The organism is Haemophilus parainfluenzae (genome assembly GCF_036288925.1).
Taxonomy (GTDB): Bacteria; Pseudomonadota; Gammaproteobacteria; order Enterobacterales; family Pasteurellaceae; genus Haemophilus_D.
Map to the genome: position 1 here is coordinate 364405 of NZ_CP127167.1, position 17255 is coordinate 381659.

Sequence of the window (17255 nt, forward strand, 5' to 3'; positions counted from 1 at the left end):
ACAACCAACAATTGAAGTGCAGATTTTTTATGGGTAAACACGACACGATAGTATTTAAATTACAGGTTCTTCAACCCATTCTAAAAGGGGAGATGAGTATTCAAGAAGCCGCTCCTTTTACAATATCAGTACAATATCAGGGTTAAAGCAAAGACCCCAATTATGGTTATCGACGGATTCAACTAAAATTAAAAGGACTGAGTCCGATACAATATTGTCGTCAGCCCTTATGTGAATTGTCCATATTTTGGTGTTCAGATCAAAAATGACCGCACGTTGATTTTTTTAAAGACATTATAAACGCCCTTTTATTTCTTAAAGTTTTTCGACTAACTCAATAGCTGCACCGATGTAGGTGGCAGGGGTAAGTTGTTGTAAACGGGCTTTTTCATCGGCAGGAATATCCAGTTTCTCGATGAATTCACGCATTGCTTTTTCATCAACGCGTTTACCACGAGTGAGTTCTTTTAATTTTTCGTATGGTTTTTCAATACCATAGCGACGCATCACCGTTTGAATTGGCTCTGCTAAAACTTCCCAGTTTTGATTGAGTTCATCACGTAGATGTTGTTCGTTCACTTCTAATTTGCTGATACCTTTACGGGTTGCAGCATACGCAATTAAACAATAACCTAAACCCACACCTAAGTTACGTAATACAGTAGAGTCCGTTAAGTCACGTTGCCAACGAGAAATTGGTAATTTTTGGGCAAGGTGAGTCATCACGGCATTGGCTAAGCCTAAGTTACCTTCCGAGTTTTCGAAGTCGATAGGATTCACTTTATGCGGCATGGTAGATGAGCCAATTTCACCTGCAATAGTGCGCTGTTTAAAGTGATTTAACGCAATGTAACCCCATAAGTCGCGATCGAAGTCGATGATGACGGTATTAAAACGTACCACGACATCAAAGTATTCCGCAATGTAATCGTGAGGTTCAATTTGAGTGGTGTATGGGTTCCAATCTAAGCCTAATGAGGTGACAAATTCTTCACTGAATTTATGCCAGTTGATAGTTGGATAAGCTGATAAATGCGCATTGTAGTTACCTACTGCACCGTTGATTTTACCCAAGATTTCATTTTGTTGGAGTTGTTTGAATTGGCGTTTTAAACGGTAAACCACGTTCGCCATTTCTTTACCCACAGTACTTGGTGAGGCAGGTTGGCCGTGTGTACGAGAAAGTAATGGGATAGTTTTGTATTCGTTCGCTAAACGGGTGATTTCATCAATCAGTTTTTGCCATTCAGGTAAGATTACTTCTTCACGCGCCGTTTTTAACATCAAGGCGTGAGAAAGGTTGTTAATATCTTCCGAGGTACAAGCAAAGTGAATAAATTCAGAAACTTTGGCTAATTCTGGTAAGGCTTCACTTTTTTCTTTTAAGAAATACTCAACCGCTTTTACGTCATGATTCGTGGTACGTTCAATTTCTTTAATACGTTCAGCATCTTGAAGACTGAATTCTTCCACAATTTTATTGAGGTAATCGTTTGCTTCTTTAGACAAAGAAGAAACCTCTTGGATTTCAGCGGTCGCCGCCAATTTTTGTAACCAACGTACTTCCACGGTGACACGGAATTTGAGCAAGCCAAATTCACTGAAAATACCACGCAATGCGGTGGCTTTATCTTGATAACGACCGTCAATCGGGGAAAGAGCGGTTAATGCGGAAAGTTGCATAAGAGTTCTCCAAGGATTAATTTAAAGTTGAGTAGAGTTGTCGTGCCGCTTGCACTAATTTTTTACGATGAAACAACAGTTGCCATTTGCTGCCACCGACTTGACGCCACAAAACGGCTGAACGAATGCCAGCTAGCAAACACGCACGAATTTTGTCTTGCACGTTTTGTTGCTGTAAATGATATGCAGAACCAATAATATGAATGCGTTTGCCTAAAGGACTAATTGTATCGACATAAATATTTGCCATGATTGAAAACATCTCATCATCAAATTGATTGTTGTGATAAGAAAGTTGTTCTGGTAAACGCGCAATACGGCGACCAAGTTCTTGTTTGATTTCAGGTTGCTTGTTTAATTTGCTCTCTAACGCTAACAGGCTGCCCCAATAATTCAATAAATTTTTGTCATTTAATTGGGTCAATTGCTCGATAAGTGTGTTTAATCCCACTTTAAGATATTGAACATCACCGCCAAATACGGCTAATGTATCTTCAGGTTGAGTGATGAGAAGAGAATGAATGGTAGTTTGGAATGCATCTTGATCATCAACTTCGCCTTTTTGTGCTAATTGACTGATTAATAAGACTGATTGACAAACACCGGCAAGAGCCAGAGCCATATCATTATAATTTTTCATTGGGATTATAGATCGTAAACGGCAGAAATTTTGGGCGTAATATAGCATATTTACACATTGTTTTGAACTGAATCATTAAAAAACGCCTCATCTTTTGTTATCATAGCGCCAATTCAATTTACAGAATGAAAGGATAACCAATGACAAAACCAATTGTATTCAGTGGCGTGCAGCCTTCCGGCGAATTAACTATCGGGAATTATTTAGGTGCACTTCGCAACTGGGTGAAAATGCAAGAAGATTATGAGTGTATTTTCTGTGTGGTGGATTTACACGCCATCACGGTACGTCAAGATCCTGCGGCGCTTCGTAAGGCGACTCTTGATGTACTCGCACTTTACTTGGCTTGTGGCATTGATCCGAATAAAAGCACAATCTTCGTGCAATCTCATGTACCAGAGCATACTCAACTAAGCTGGGTATTAAACTGCTACACTTATTTTGGTGAAATGAGCCGTATGACTCAATTTAAAGATAAATCAGCACGTTATGCCGAAAATATTAACGTGGGTTTATTTGATTACCCGGTTTTAATGGCAGCAGATATCTTACTTTACCAAGCGAAAAGCGTACCGGTAGGGGATGACCAAAAACAACATTTAGAAATCACCCGTGATATTGCGGCTCGTTTTAATGCACTTTACGGTGATATTTTCACGATCCCTGAAATCTTCTTAGGCAAAGCAGGCGCGCGTATTATGTCTTTGCAAGATCCTGATAAAAAAATGTCAAAATCAGATGATAACCGTAATAACGTGGTGACCTTGCTTGAAGATCCAAAATCGGTAGCAAAAAAAATCAAACGTGCGGTAACAGATTCTGATGAGCCACCTGTTGTACGTTATGATGTGCAAAATAAAGCGGGTGTGTCTAACTTATTAGATATTCTTTCTGCAGTAACCGATAAATCCGTGGCAGAGCTTGAAAAAGAATTTGAAGGCAAAATGTACGGCCACTTAAAAACAGCGGTAGCTGACGAAGTGTCAAACTTACTTGCCGGTTTACAAGAACGTTTCTATCAATATCGTAACGATGAAGCACTTTTAGACGAAATTTTACGTCAAGGTGCGGAAAAAGCCCGTGCAAGAGCAAAAGCAACCCTTGACAAAGTGTACGAAGCCGTCGGCTTTGTTGCAGCAAAATAATTTTAAACTTAATAAGCCGTGTTCTGTCACGGTTTTTTAGATAAGGAGAAAAATATGGCCATTCAAACTGAAAAACCAATTGAATGTGTAGGTTGTAATACTTTCGATATGAAATCATTGTTTGATAACAGCGATTGTAGTTTACCTATCGAACAGTTTTACGCCACTCGTCAAGATGCAGAAGGTGCATTGGAATATTTCACGTTAAAAGCACGTGATATCGAAAGTGAACCTTGTCAAATTCAGTCTGAAATTCAACAGGTTGAAGATGGATACTTGCTTAAAGCGGTTTTCACATTCTGCTGCCAAGCGGAATTAGTGATTTTCCAAATGAAGCTTGTGTAAGTGATAACTTACTCTAGAAAACAGCGTTTTTTGTGACCGCACTTTCTGATATTTATGTTCCCCTGCATCGTATTATTCCTTTCTCTAATGTGGAAGGGCAGGGGAATCGTACCAGTATTTTCTTACAAGGTTGTAAGCTAAACTGTCTTTATTGCCATAATCCAGAAACGATTCCTCGTTATTCGGAAGGAGCTAATCAAGTCAGTTTGCAATATTTGTATGAACAAGTTATGGAGGCTGTGCCTTTTATTCGTGGTGTGACGGTTTCTGGTGGCGAGCCTACCATTCATCATAAAAAGCTCATTCCATTGTTTCAAAAACTCCGTAAGGAAGGGCTAACTTGCTATTTAGATAGCAGTGGTTTCTTTGAATTTGAGGCAATTCGTCCTTTAATTGATGTGACTGATAAATTTCTTTTTGATCTGAAGGGAGAAGGGCTTGGTTTACAAAGTTTATGCTTTGATAGACAAAATCGTCAAGGCATTGTCCCTCAAACTATCATCCCCATTCATCAACATATCAAGCAAGAAAATTTAGATCGCAATTTAAAGAACTTAGCACAACTTTTGCCATTAAATAAAGTGGAAGAAGTGCGGTTAGTTTATGTGGCGAATTTTTTTGATTCAGAACAGTTGGTGGAAAAAGTCGCTTCCTTATTGAAAAATTATCAGGATGTTTTGTTCAAAATTATTCGAATGCACACAAAAGGTGCACGAGACGCTGAAGGGCTCGCTCCTTATGTCCCAACTGTTGAGCAGACCCAAGAACTTGAAAACTATGCGAAATCTTGTGGTCTGACCAAAATTGTGACCGTTTTATAAGCAAACATATCGAAAAGTAGCAAAAATATTCCGACTTTTTACTGAAAAACAAGTAGAATAGGACAATTTTATTCACTTACTTATAGAACCAATCTAGAGGGAAAAATGGGCATTTTAAGTAGCATTTTAGGCATTGTCGTATTACTGATCATTGCCGTCTTATTTTCAAATAATCGTAAGGCGATTAATTTACGTACTGTATTAGGGGCTTTGGCGATCCAAATCGGATTTGCGGCCCTTATTTTGTATGTGCCGTTTGGTCGAGATGCATTACAAGCGACGGCAAATGGTGTATCAAATGTTATCTCCTATGGTAATGAAGGGATTAACTTCGTCTTTGGTGGCTTAGCGGATCCTTCAAATGCCGGCTTTATCTTTGCAGTGAAAGTGTTACCAATCATCGTCTTTTTCTCTGGTTTAATTTCTGTGCTTTATTACTTAGGCATTATGCAAGTTGTCATCAAAGTGATTGGTGGTGCATTACAAGCCGCATTAGGTACATCAAAAGCAGAATCTATGTCTGCTGCAGCGAACATCTTCGTAGGTCAAACAGAGGCACCGTTAGTGGTTCGTCCCTACATTAAAAACATGACCCAATCTGAATTATTCGCCATTATGGCCGGTGGTACAGCTTCTATCGCGGGTTCAGTGATGGCTGGTTATGCAGAAATGGGCGTGCCGTTGACTTACTTAATCGCAGCATCTTTCATGGCTGCACCAGCAGGTTTATTATTTGCGAAAATTTTATTCCCACAAACTGAACAATTTACCGATAAACAACCTGAAACGGATGATAGCGAAAAACCGACTAACGTGCTTGAAGCAATGGCAGGCGGTGCGAGTGCCGGTATGCAATTAGCGTTAAACGTAGGTGCGATGTTAATCGCATTCGTTGGTTTAATTGCTTTAATTAACGGCATTCTAGGTGGTGTTGGTGGCTGGTTTGGTTATGGCGACTTAACCTTACAATCAATCTTAGGTTGGATATTCAAACCATTAGCATACCTAATTGGGGTATCTTGGGATGAATCCGCAATCGCAGGCCAAATGATTGGGATGAAATTAGCGGTAAATGAATTTGTAGGTTACCTAGAATTTGCCAAATACTTACAACCCGATACAACCGTTGTGCTAAGTGAAAAAACCAAAGCAATCATTACATTTGCTCTATGTGGTTTTGCTAACTTCAGCTCTATCGCAATCTTAATCGGCGGTATCGGTGGTATGGCGCCAAACCGTCGTGGTGATGTTGCACGCTTAGGTTTAAAAGCAGTTATTGCAGGTACATTAGCTAACTTAATGAGTGCTACTATCGCTGGTTTATTCATCGAATTAAGCGGCGTAGCATTATAATTAAAATGTGGTGAATTTAACCACGCTTTATCTCTCAACACCACGAATGATTCGTGGTGTTGTACTTTAAAACAAGCGAAAACGTTTGCTTGAATGACTTTTTATTTATCTACAAGAGGAAAAAACAATGACTCCACATATTAACGCTCCTGAAGGCGAATTTGCTGATGTTGTATTAATGCCTGGCGATCCGCTTCGTGCAAAATACATTGCAGAGACATTCTTAGAAGATGCCAAAGAAGTGACCAACGTTCGCAATATGTTGGGTTATACCGGTACTTATAAAGGTCGTCGTATCTCTGTTATGGGTCACGGTATGGGTATCCCATCTTGCTCAATCTATGCAAAAGAATTAATCACAGAATATGGCGTGAAAAAAATCATCCGTGTTGGTTCTTGTGGTGCCGTACGTATGGACGTTAAATTACGTGATGTCGTGATCGGTCTTGGTGCATGTACAGATTCAAAAGTAAACCGCATTCGTTTCAAAGATCATGATTTTGCGGCAATCGCTGATTTTGATATGGCACAAGCAGCGGTTCAAGCAGCGAAAGAAAAAAGTAAGCAAGTTCGCGTAGGGAATCTCTTCTCTGCAGACTTATTCTACACCCCAGATTTCGAAATGTTTGATGTGATGGAAAAATACGGTATCTTAGGCGTAGAAATGGAAGCAGCGGGTATCTATGGCGTAGCAGCAGAATATGGTGCAAAAGCACTTTGTATCTGTACCGTTTCAGACCATATTCGTACACACGAACAAACTACAGCAGAAGAACGTCAATTAACCTTCAATGATATGATTGAAATTGCGTTAGAGTCTGTATTAATTGGTGATAACGCATAATCTTTCCGATTAATAGAATAAAAAAGTGCGGTCAAGTTGATCTGCACCCCAAAAGTTGGACTCAACAAACCAACAATTGAGGTGCAGATTTTTTATGGGTAAACACTACACAATCGAATTTAAATTACAAATTCTTCAACCTATTTTGAATGGAAAAATGAGTATTAGAGAAGCAGCTCGTTTTTACAATATTCCTTCCAACGCCCTAGTCGGGACATGGTTGAAACGGTTTGAAAAAAGTGGCATAAAGGGACTTATTCCCCGTAAACCATCAGGACGACCGCCTATGAAACCTAAATATGCCAGAATGCCACCGCCACCCAAAACTGAAGAAGACCGTTTACGCCTGAGAATTTTACAGCTTGAAGCGGAGGTAGCCTACCTAAAGGAGTTGAGAAGGCTCAGACTTCAGGACGAAGCCGAGCAACGGAAATTATCCAAAGGTTAAGAACACGCTATCCGTTAAAATGGCTTTTAGGCTTTGCACAGTTAGCGCGTAGTACGTTTTTTGCGAAACTTCAGATTAAACCGGATAAGGATGAGGAGCTGAAAAAGGCCATTAAACGCATCAAAGCCAATCATCCTGATTATGGCTACCGACGTGTTCATGCCAGCTTGCCAGGCGTGAATCATAAAAAAGTTCAACGTTTAATGCAGACACTTGGACTTCAAGTGCGGTCAAGAAAAAGCAAGAAATTTACCACCTATCGAGGCACGATAGGGGTGATAGCACCGAATCATCTTGAACGCGATTTTAGTGCAACGGCCCCGAAACAAAAATGGGTGACCGATATCACCGAGTTTAAGGCAAAAGATGGGAGTAAAGTCTATTTATCCCCGATTTTAGACTTATTTAACAATGAGATAGTCTCCTATAACCTCAGCTATTCCCCAAACTGGGCGCAAGTAGAAGACATGTTAATGCAAGCCGTCAAAGGATTAAATAAAGCTTGTGGTGTCATTTTACATTCAGACCAGGGATGGCAATATCAAATGGTAGCTTATCGTCGAATTTTAGCTGAACATGGCATCATTCAAAGTATGTCGAGAAAAGGGAATTGCTTAGATAACGCCGCAATGGAAAGTTTCTTTGGACGATTAAAAACAGAATGTTTTTATGGTCGGGAATTTAAAACAAAAGAAGAGATAGTTGATGCCGTCAGGGATTATTTGGATTACTATAATCATCGACGGATTCAACTAAAATTAAAAGGACTGAGTCCGGTACAATATCGAAAACAATCCTTTAAATAACAGTCTAACTTTTTGGGGTCAGATCAAGTTTGATCTGACCGCTCTTTTGTTTTCTATACTTGCTATTTTTCATACCAAATTTGGTTTACATAGAGCACGACTTTGCCAGAGGGTGTCTCAACATGGATTTCATCATCAACGCCTTTCCCGATTAAAGCGCGTGCGACGGGAGAATCAATAGAGATCCAGTTTTTAGCGGGATCGAATTCATCGCAGCCGACAAGTCGGTATTGCTTCACTTCTCCCTCTTCATCTTCTAATTCAACCCATGCACCGAAAAAAACTTTGCCTTCTTGCTTCGGATGGTAATCTACGATTTGTAGCACTTCTAAGCGTTTGGAAAGAAAACGTACACGGCGATCAATTTCACGTAAACGACGTTTTCCGTAAATATATTCCGCGTTTTCACTGCGGTCACCAAGTGCGGCGGCATCTGAAACAGCTTGGGTGACTTTCGGGCGTTCTTCTTTCCACAAAAACTTAAGTTCTTGGTCAAGCGCAAGCCAGCCTTGACGGGTAATGTAATTTGATTTTGCCATAATGAAAATAAAAGAAATTTTTTGAATTATATTTGAGCCTGTTGTCTAAAACCAGTATTCTATTCTCGTTTTTATCAAATCCTTTCATAACAAAGAAGTATGACAATGTTAAATCAACAAATTAGCCAAATTATTGCGGCAGAATTAACCGTTCAACCCCAACAAATCCTCGCCGCCATTCAATTATTAGATGATGGCAACACCATTCCATTTATCGCCCGTTATCGTAAAGAAGCCACGGGTGGCTTGGATGACACCCAACTTCGTCATTTTGAAACCCGTTTAATTTATTTACGTGAATTAGAAGATCGTCGTCAAACCATTTTGAAATCTATTGAAGAGCAAGGGAAATTGACTGATGAATTGCGTGACAAAATCCATGCGACACAAAGCAAAACCGAATTAGAAGATTTATATTTGCCGTACAAACCAAAACGTCGTACGAAAGGGCAAATTGCGATTGAAGCGGGTCTTGAACCATTGGCTGATTTACTTTGGAACGAGCCAAAAAATGATCCTGAAACGGCTGCAGCTGAATTTGTGAATGCAGATAAAGGTGTAACAGACACCAAAGTCGCCCTTGATGGCGCACGCTATATTTTAATGGAGCGTTTTGCTGAGGATGCGGGTTTATTAGCGAAAGTCCGTGATTATTTAGCAAAAAATGCGGTTATTGTATCTAAAGTGATTGAAGGCAAAGAAACGGAAGGCGCAAAATTCCAAGATTATTTCGATCACCAAGAATTATTGAAAAATGTGCCTTCTCACCGTGCATTAGCGATGTTCCGTGGACGTAATGAGGGCATTTTACAATTAAGCTTAAATGCTGATCCAGATGCAGAAGAGGGTAGTCGTCAAAGTTATTGTGAAGAAATTATTCGTGATTATTTAGATGTGCGTTTCGCTGCTCAGCCAGCGGATAAATGGCGTGAACAAGTGATTGCGTGGACATGGAAAATCAAAGTGTCGTTGCATTTAGAAACGGAATTAATGGCAAGTTTACGTGAAAAAGCGGAAGAAGAAGCTATTGATGTTTTCGCTCGAAATCTGACCGCACTTTTAATGGCGGCACCCGCTGGCGCGAAGAGCACAATGGGTTTGGACCCAGGCTTACGTACGGGGGTTAAAGTCGCAGTGGTGGATAACACGGGTAAATTATTAGATACCACCACCATTTATCCACATACGGGGCGTGAAGCTGAAGCGCAAGTGGCGATTTTCAGCTTAATCCGCAAACATAACGTGGAATTAATTGCCATTGGTAACGGTACGGCTTCTCGTGAAACAGAACGTTTTGCGAAAGAAGTGATTAAAGAAATCAAAGAAAATAAACCACAAACCGTTGTAGTAAGCGAAGCGGGCGCATCGGTTTATTCTGCTTCTGAATTTGCCGCAAATGAATTCCCGAATTTAGATGTATCTTTACGTGGTGCGGTCTCTATTGCACGTCGTTTACAAGATCCATTGGCAGAATTAGTGAAAATCGAACCGAAAGCCATTGGTGTAGGCCAATATCAGCACGATGTAAACCAAACCCAACTTGCGCGTAAACTTGATGCGGTGGTGGAAGACTGTGTAAACGCGGTAGGCGTAGATTTGAATACAGCATCCGCACCATTGCTTGCTCGCGTGGCAGGGATGACAAAAACCTTAGCACAAAACATTGTGGAATATCGTGATGAAAATGGCCGTTTTGAAAGCCGTAGCGAATTGAAAAAAGTGCCACGTTTAGGGCCAAAAGCCTTTGAGCAATGTGCGGGCTTTATGCGTATTGCTGAAGGGAAAAATCCACTTGATGCTTCAGGTGTTCACCCGGAAGCTTATCCTGTGGTCGAAAAAATCTTGCAAGCGACAGCACAATCTATTCAAGATTTAATGGGTAATGCGGGTGTGGTACGCCAACTTGATGCGAAACAATTTATTGATGAGCAATTTGGTTTACCGACTGTCCAAGATATTTTCAAAGAGTTGGAAAAACCAGGACGCGATCCGCGTGGTGAATTCAAGACCGCTGTATTTACAGAGGGTGTAGAAGAAATTACCGATTTAAAACCGGGTATGATTTTAGAAGGTACCGTCACCAATGTGACTAACTTCGGCGCATTTGTGGATATTGGTGTTCACCAAGATGGTTTAGTACATATTTCATCATTAAGCGATAAATTCATAGAAGATCCACATCAAGTGGTGAAAACTGGCGATATCGTGAAAGTGAAAGTATTGGAAGTGGATGTGCCGCGTAAACGTATTGCGTTGACGATGCGACTAGATGAAAGTGTGGTCAAAAATGACGGCAAATCTGACCGCACTTTAAGTGCCAAACCAAAAAGTAATTCGCCTCGCCAAGATCGCAATCCAAGAGGAAATGGTACGATGGGTAATGCCTTTGCCGATGCGTTGAAAAATTGGAAAAAATAATTTCGTCATTTAGATGAACATTGTGGCCAAATAAGCGTACAATAAAGGGGATCTGGTCAATCATCCAATCCCCTTTTTTATTTCAACGAAAGGAATATGCTTATGGAAAAAGGTATTCTTGGGCCGCATGAAGGCAAGGAACTGGAATTAATGTTAAGGGGCGAAAAGCAAGTGGCATTATTCAATGAGCTTGGTATTCCTGACGCCTTTCTCCCTTATCTTGAGCAAGGAATGCTTCATTCAAAAACAGTGCAGCGTCATATTAATGATGTTTGCTTAACTGATTTTATTGTCTATTTACCTCAATCTCTTGCACTCGCTGAACAAATGGAAGTGTTACTTCCTGCAAGCACTGTGAATGGTTTTGATCCAAAAGTGGAACGTGAAATCGGCCGAATTCTTGGCTACCGAGAAAAAGACATCGAATATTATATTCAGCATTTTCAAGATAATTTAGAGAAGTATCGACAGCAATATAGTTAATTGATCAAAATGAAACTAAAACATGTTCAATACTTAGAATATTAAAATAATATTTTGTGATAATTGCCGTTAACGCCAACAAAAGTTCGGTTCTAAATAGAAAATAGTTTGACCGCATTTTTGTTCTTTCAGAGAGATTAATCTTGTAATAGTCCGCTATTAAACATCGACAATCCCATTGTTTTTAAGCTATCGCGATAAATACCCAGCAAATCTTTCTCCGTGATTTTTTGTAACTCATCTAACGGTTTATCTAACGCGGCGACTGTTTCAATCACAAGACCTTGCGGACCGGATTCTTGCGTCGCAATTTCAAATAACGCTTGTCCGCGACGAACATGACTACCTGAGCTAATCAACACGGCATGTTTGATTTTGTGTTTCGCTAAAGAGTAACGAGAGAAAAGTGCATTTTCGACAGTTGAACGCGCATAGTTATCCGAATAAATACGACTTGCATCAACGCCTTTCTCAATTAACCATTGTTTCATCAAATCCCCTTCGGTTTTATTGTTTTGTGGCACCCCGCCTGTCACAATAATTAACGCATCTGGATTTTGATTCGCAATTTCTAAGGTTTTCTCTAAACGTTGCACTAAAATGTCATGCATGCTGCCGTCTGGGTTTAAAGCATACCCCAACGTAATAATTGCAGATTGTGCCGGTAATTTAGTTTCAAGTTTGTCAGTAATTGGCTGATTAGCCGCTTTATCAATCACGGCAAAAACTTTCTCTAATTTGCTCGCACTTTCTGGGGAAAGTTGTTTTAAGCGTTCTAAATGTTTAGTAGTTTCTGCTTGATTGCCTTTAAAACGATTCCACGCCGCCAAGTAAGTGTGGGCTTTCACATCATCTGGCGCCACATCAAGCACTTTTTGGTAAAGCTCAATGGCTTTATCGGTATTGCCGTTATAAATATTGGCATTCGCTGCACCAAACAAAAAATCCACACGATAAGGCTCAAGCTTATACGCTTCTAATAAAAGATCCGCAATACGCTCCATATTGGAAGGAAGTTTCGCGGTAAAACCTGCATTTGAAACACGAGCCGGTGAGTTTTGGATTTTCACTGCTTGTTCAAGCAATTCATCCACAACCTGTCTTTGAGTAAGAAGTTGTTGATAGTTTAATTGAGGCTCAAGCACTTTCACTTCTGCCGTGCTAGCGAAGCTGTTTACTGCAAGAGATGAAAGTACAGCAAGTAAGGAAACCTTGAAGATTTTTTGCATAATTAATTCTCCATATTGGATTGAATAACAAAAAGAGCGGTCACTTTTTTATCAGTTTCCGCTCTTTTCACTAAGCTTGATTCATCGACATACACAATAACGTCAATGGATGGATACAAGTCACGTTAGATGACATATCGATCTGCCATTTACAAGTTTGGCATTCAGAGATTACATAATCAAATCCACCTGCATTGATGTTATCGAATAAGTTTTTACCGATAGATTGGGAAACCTCGTAGTTTTCTTCTTTGAAACCGTATGTCCCTGCAATACCGCAACATTGTGATGGCAACATCACCACTTCTAAGCCTGGAATTTGTTTTAACACTTCCAAGGTGTATGGTGCCCACCCCGCTTTATCCACGTGGCATGCGGTGTGATAAGCCACACGCAATTTCAATGGTTTAAGCGGTAAGGTTTTACCTTCTTTAAAGAGTTGATATAAGAAGGGTGTCACCATGTGAATATGCGGACGAACTTTCGCATTATCGATACCTAAAATATGATGATATTCATCACGTAAATTTAAGGTACAACTTGATGCTTCACTGATCACATCCAAGCCATTTTCATCCACCATTTTGCTGATGTAATCGGTGTTAAATTGCGCTATTTTCTTCGCACGTTCTGGGAATTGGTTCACGCTTAATGGCAAGCCACAGCATTTTTCTTTTTCCAATAACACCACGCCAATATTCATAGCATTGAACACTTGAATAAATTCTTTACCCAATTGTGGATTATTGTAGTTCACATAACAACCGTGATAATAGGCCACTTTGCGTTCAAATTTTTGTTGGCTTTCCACCATTTTTTTCATATACCAGCTGCGGAACGTACCAAAGGAATATTTTGGTAACGTACGATGGCGGCTAATTTTCAATGCTTTTTCCAACACAAATTTTGTCGCTTTCAAACCAGTGATGGTATTCACAATCGGCGCAAGTGGTGTATTAAGCGAACCCATAATATCGGTGTTACTTAAAATCGCATCACGTAATTTTTGCACGGTTGGCTTGTGTTGTTGAGCAAGGTATTTGTTTCTTGCACGAACGATAATGTCACCAATTTTTACATCAGATGGACACGCAATTTCACAACGTTTACAGTTAGTACAGTATTTCAATGCTTCATCATAAAGCTCAGCTGATTTTAGGCGTAAACGCTCACCATCCGGCCCCGATTGTTTTGGACCTGGGTAGTTTGGATTTTGACGCGAAACCGGACATACCGCTGTACAAGCTGTACATTTAATGCAGCTCTCAAAACTTTCATCAAAAGCATCATGATGTTGTGGTGCATTAAGGGATTGTTTTGCATTTTCAATTAATTGTTGAATGTTCATAACGCCTCCTTAATGTATGTTGTGAAGAATTTCATCCGCAACAGCAAGCGCTGTTACCACTGCCACGCCTGAACCACAACCGAGTTCTAGCGCATTAAAACCACCAATCACATTACCCACCGCATATAAATTCGTTAAAAATTGACCGCTCTTTTGTACTTGGCATTGCGCATTAATCGCCACGCCTGCAGATTGGTATGGTTGTGGATTTGAGAAACGGTGATCTGTCCAAGTAAAGCGATCGGTATCGTTAAAGCCTTCAACACCGATGATGTCAGAATGGAATACGGGCTCGTAGATTTTATCGAATTCAGAAACTAAACCTTTACTGAAGAAACTGCCGGAAGCTAAGACAAAATGCTCAGCCGTGATTTCTTCCTCTTCATGCAAACGCGTTTGAATAGCACGAACTTTGTTGCCATGAAAATGTGCTTTTAATGCGCTATCACCATTCATCATGAGTCCGCCTAATTTCTCAAAACGATGGCGTAATTGAATACGTTGACGCATACCTAATAAAGAAGGTGGTAAAGTTGGCAATTCAAATAATGGCAAGCCAGTTGCTTTGCGAAGTGATTCCATAAACTCTTGATTTTCTAAACCGAAACAAGCTGGTAGGAAAATTGCTTCAGTGCCTTTGGCTGCTTCTTTCATTTCAGCCACCAGATCATCAAATTTCAGTTTATATTCTAAAACTTGTGCAATATTTACACTGCGGAATTCGCGCGAATTTGCACGTAACTGATCCAATTCAGGAATATTTAAAAAGCCTGTTTTCACTTCACAATGAGCAAATTGTGGATTGAGTGTAAGGTTATCCGCCAATAATTCTGGTTGGAAATCGTGATAGCCTTCAATGCCTAAAACCGCAATTTTTTTATACGGGAATGGTGTTTCGCCTTGTACAGTTGGCACACTATTTGGTGAAAGCCATGCACCACGTAAGCTACCTAAACCCGTTACGCGAAGATGATTTTCTGCACTTGAGCCAATTAAATCTAAATTTAACGATTCCGCTAATTTTTCGAAATCTTGTGCTTTCGCTAATACACGTTCAGCCCCCATGATGCTATAGGGGTGTTGTGATAATTGAGCGGAAAGTGCGGTCAAATTTTCAGAAATATTTTTAACAAACGCACCATTTGGTAAACGGCTTAATAAATCTAATGAGCCGGATGCAAAATCAATCGCCGCTTGGCCGTTATTAATAATGACACAACGTTTGCCTTGTTCTTGTAGGGCGATGCCGCAAGTTAAACCTGCAAGGCCACCACCAATAATCACTACATCAAAATTCATTGTTATCCGTCCCTTGCTGTTTGTCAGTTTCAAGCGGTTGAACATCATTTAAGCCCAACACACTGCCATACATCCATGAAGTAAATTCGGCTTCACGAATCGCTTCACCCCATGCAATAGGCTCAATACCGCGCCAACGCTCTTCCATGAAAGAGGTTAATTGTGTAGTAGATTGGCGAGGTGTTGCCACGTCAAAACGGTTCATTAAACCCGCCGCACGGCATGCGCAAAGCTCAGCTTGGCAAGTCCCCATCCCCACACGAGTACGGCGACGTAAATCCACTAAGTTATTGACATTTAATTCATCCACGGCATAACGTACTTCACCTGCTGTCACCGCTTCACATTCACACACCATTGAACGATCAAGACGTTCTTTATCTAATAAGCGAGTGGCACGAGAACCATGACGATACACCGCTGAATAACGAATCGTACTTGGAAGAGAAATGACTTTCTGATTGGTTTCTGCACGGCTTTCAGTTGACCCCGGTAATGGACGCTCAGCGGTTGTACAACGTGCTGTCTTATTGAGTTTTTTACAAACAAGATCCGTTGCCCATTCTGCCATTAAGCGATAAGTCATTAATTTACCACCCGTGATGGTGATAAAGCCGTCTAAGCCGTCACGTTCTGCGTGGTCAAGTAACACAATACCACGACTTACGTTACGACCAGATGGGTCATCATCTGTCGCCACCAACGGACGCACGCCTGCATAAGCACGTAATACGCGAGTATGACGCAAGCTCGGCGCAAGTTTTTCCCCTTCACGGAAAAGAATATCCACTTCTTCTGGAGTCACTTCCATATTATCAATTTGATCGTAAGGAATACGGCTAGAGGTTGTACCGATAACACAAATGGTATCACCCGGCACAAGAATGTCCGCATCCGCTGGTTTACGACAACGGTTAATGACCATTTTGTTGATGCGGTGCCCCATGACAAGTAATGCGCCTTTGGCTGGAAACATTTTGATTTTAAGATCCGCATATTCTGCGATGCCTTGTCCCCAAATACCACCTGCATTGACGACTAATGGCGCAAAGAATTTGCGATTTACACGATTTTTGTGATCGTAAACATCTACCCCGATCACTTTGCCCCCCTCGCGAATTAAATTTTTCACTTCGCAATAGGTAAACATTTTTGCACCATTCTCAATGGCATCCATCACGTTAGAAGCTGTTAAACGGAAAGGATCGATTGAACCATCTGGCACAACAACAGCACCCACTAAATCGGGATTCACTGATGGTTCCATAATCTGGGCAAGTTTAGGATCAATGGCGACAGCCTCAATACCAGATTTGGTACAACTTTCGATGAAAGTTTTTTGATAATCGAGAGAATCCTCAGGTAAGGTGATAAATAAACCTTCCGTTTCATCCACACAGTGACGAGCGATATTGCGCAGAATTTTATTTTCTTTAATACATTCTTCTGCTGATTCCTGATCGTTTACCGCATAACGCGCCCCACTATGTAACAAACCGTGGTTACGACCTGTTGCACCTGTCGCAATATCACGACGCTCTAATAAAATACAGTTAATTCCACGCAATGCGCAGTCACGAGCAATACCTGCCCCCGTCGCACCACCACCAATGATAATCACATCCGTCGAGATAGGTGAAAAATCGCCCACATCGCGATACATATTAGGTGATAATCCCATTGTTTCCCTCCAGCCCAAAATGAATAAAAAAGGAAAATAAACAAACAGACATTAAGTCTAAGGTTATTGTATGAAAGTGTAGTAAAATTAACAATGCTTTGAGCGAAAAAGAAAACTATTTTGTGAACAAGATCACATTATTTTCGAATTCGCTCATTTTTTTTGAAAATAAA

16 protein-coding genes are annotated in these 17255 nt (G+C 40.5%); 9 read left to right on the forward strand and 7 right to left on the reverse strand.

All coding sequences use genetic code 11. From position 1 onward, the window contains the following. Positions 1-315: 315 nt before the first annotated feature. A complete protein-coding gene (purB, locus tag QQS40_RS01870; protein WP_149785842.1) occupies positions 316-1683 on the reverse strand; it encodes an adenylosuccinate lyase in 1368 nt (455 codons plus the stop codon). Positions 1684-1699: 16 nt separating this feature from the next. Then, positions 1700-2323: a high frequency lysogenization protein HflD gene (gene hflD / locus QQS40_RS01875; RefSeq protein ID WP_128786814.1), complete on the reverse strand. Its 624-nt coding sequence runs from the start codon at positions 2321-2323 to the stop codon at positions 1700-1702. A 140-nt stretch (positions 2324-2463) separates the two neighbouring features. Between hflD and trpS the strand changes: the two genes are divergently transcribed. The 7 genes from trpS (at position 2464) to QQS40_RS01910 (ending at position 8085) form a co-directional block, all read left to right on the forward strand. After that, the gene (gene trpS / locus QQS40_RS01880; protein ID WP_005697360.1) at positions 2464-3468 is read left to right on the forward strand and encodes a tryptophan--tRNA ligase; all 1005 of its coding nucleotides are present in this window, start codon (positions 2464-2466) and stop codon (positions 3466-3468) included. Between the two features lie 54 nt (positions 3469-3522). Further along, on the forward strand, positions 3523-3813 hold the full coding sequence (locus QQS40_RS01885) for a YfcZ/YiiS family protein (protein WP_049373802.1): 291 nt from the start codon (positions 3523-3525) through the stop codon (positions 3811-3813). A 32-nt stretch (positions 3814-3845) separates the two neighbouring features. Next, positions 3846-4634 carry a 4Fe-4S cluster-binding domain-containing protein gene (locus QQS40_RS01890; protein WP_329505813.1) on the forward strand — a complete coding sequence of 263 codons (789 nt, stop codon included), beginning with the start codon at positions 3846-3848 and terminating at the stop codon, positions 4632-4634. Positions 4635-4739: 105 nt separating this feature from the next. After that, entirely contained in the window at positions 4740-5987 is a 1248-nt protein-coding gene (locus QQS40_RS01895) for a NupC/NupG family nucleoside CNT transporter (protein ID WP_297568264.1), read from the forward strand. A 127-nt stretch (positions 5988-6114) separates the two neighbouring features. Further along, positions 6115-6831 carry a purine-nucleoside phosphorylase gene (gene deoD / locus QQS40_RS01900; RefSeq protein WP_297568267.1) on the forward strand — a complete coding sequence of 239 codons (717 nt, stop codon included), beginning with the start codon at positions 6115-6117 and terminating at the stop codon, positions 6829-6831. Positions 6832-6925: 94 nt separating this feature from the next. Further along, entirely contained in the window at positions 6926-7279 is a 354-nt protein-coding gene (locus QQS40_RS01905; protein ID WP_128787400.1) for a helix-turn-helix domain-containing protein, read from the forward strand. Then, positions 7267-8085: an IS3 family transposase gene (locus tag QQS40_RS01910; RefSeq protein ID WP_329506704.1), complete on the forward strand. Its 819-nt coding sequence runs from the start codon at positions 7267-7269 to the stop codon at positions 8083-8085. The genes QQS40_RS01905 and QQS40_RS01910 overlap by 13 nt, the downstream gene beginning before the upstream one ends. Positions 8086-8147: 62 nt before the next feature. Here QQS40_RS01910 and greB read toward each other — a convergent pair whose 3' ends face one another. Then, positions 8148-8624: a transcription elongation factor GreB gene (gene greB / locus QQS40_RS01915; protein WP_054420337.1), complete on the reverse strand. Its 477-nt coding sequence runs from the start codon at positions 8622-8624 to the stop codon at positions 8148-8150. 105 nt (positions 8625-8729) lie between these two features. On the opposite strand from greB, the gene QQS40_RS01920 reads away from it, so the two are divergent. Together QQS40_RS01920 and QQS40_RS01925 are read left to right on the forward strand one after the other, a co-directional pair. Further along, positions 8730-11042, forward strand: coding sequence for a Tex family protein (locus QQS40_RS01920; RefSeq protein ID WP_329506706.1), 2313 nt, complete (start codon positions 8730-8732; stop codon positions 11040-11042). Between the two features lie 102 nt (positions 11043-11144). Then, complete coding sequence (locus tag QQS40_RS01925) at positions 11145-11525, forward strand: hypothetical protein (RefSeq protein WP_329505817.1); 381 nt, start codon at positions 11145-11147, stop codon at positions 11523-11525. 137 nt (positions 11526-11662) lie between these two features. Here the strand turns inward: QQS40_RS01925 and QQS40_RS01930 are convergent, their stop codons facing one another. The 4 genes from QQS40_RS01930 to glpA form a co-directional block, all read right to left on the reverse strand. After that, positions 11663-12754: an ElyC/SanA/YdcF family protein gene (locus QQS40_RS01930; RefSeq protein WP_329505819.1), complete on the reverse strand. Its 1092-nt coding sequence runs from the start codon at positions 12752-12754 to the stop codon at positions 11663-11665. A gap of 70 nt (positions 12755-12824) precedes the next feature. Then, positions 12825-14102, reverse strand: a complete 1278-nt coding sequence (gene glpC / locus QQS40_RS01935) for an anaerobic glycerol-3-phosphate dehydrogenase subunit GlpC (RefSeq protein WP_049357807.1) — start codon at positions 14100-14102, stop codon at positions 12825-12827. A gap of 9 nt (positions 14103-14111) precedes the next feature. Next, positions 14112-15401 carry a glycerol-3-phosphate dehydrogenase subunit GlpB gene (gene glpB / locus QQS40_RS01940; protein ID WP_329505822.1) on the reverse strand — a complete coding sequence of 430 codons (1290 nt, stop codon included), beginning with the start codon at positions 15399-15401 and terminating at the stop codon, positions 14112-14114. Then, a complete protein-coding gene (glpA, locus tag QQS40_RS01945) occupies positions 15391-17082 on the reverse strand; it encodes an anaerobic glycerol-3-phosphate dehydrogenase subunit A (RefSeq protein ID WP_329505824.1) in 1692 nt (563 codons plus the stop codon). The genes glpB and glpA overlap by 11 nt, the downstream gene beginning before the upstream one ends. Positions 17083-17255: the final 173 nt, after the last annotated feature.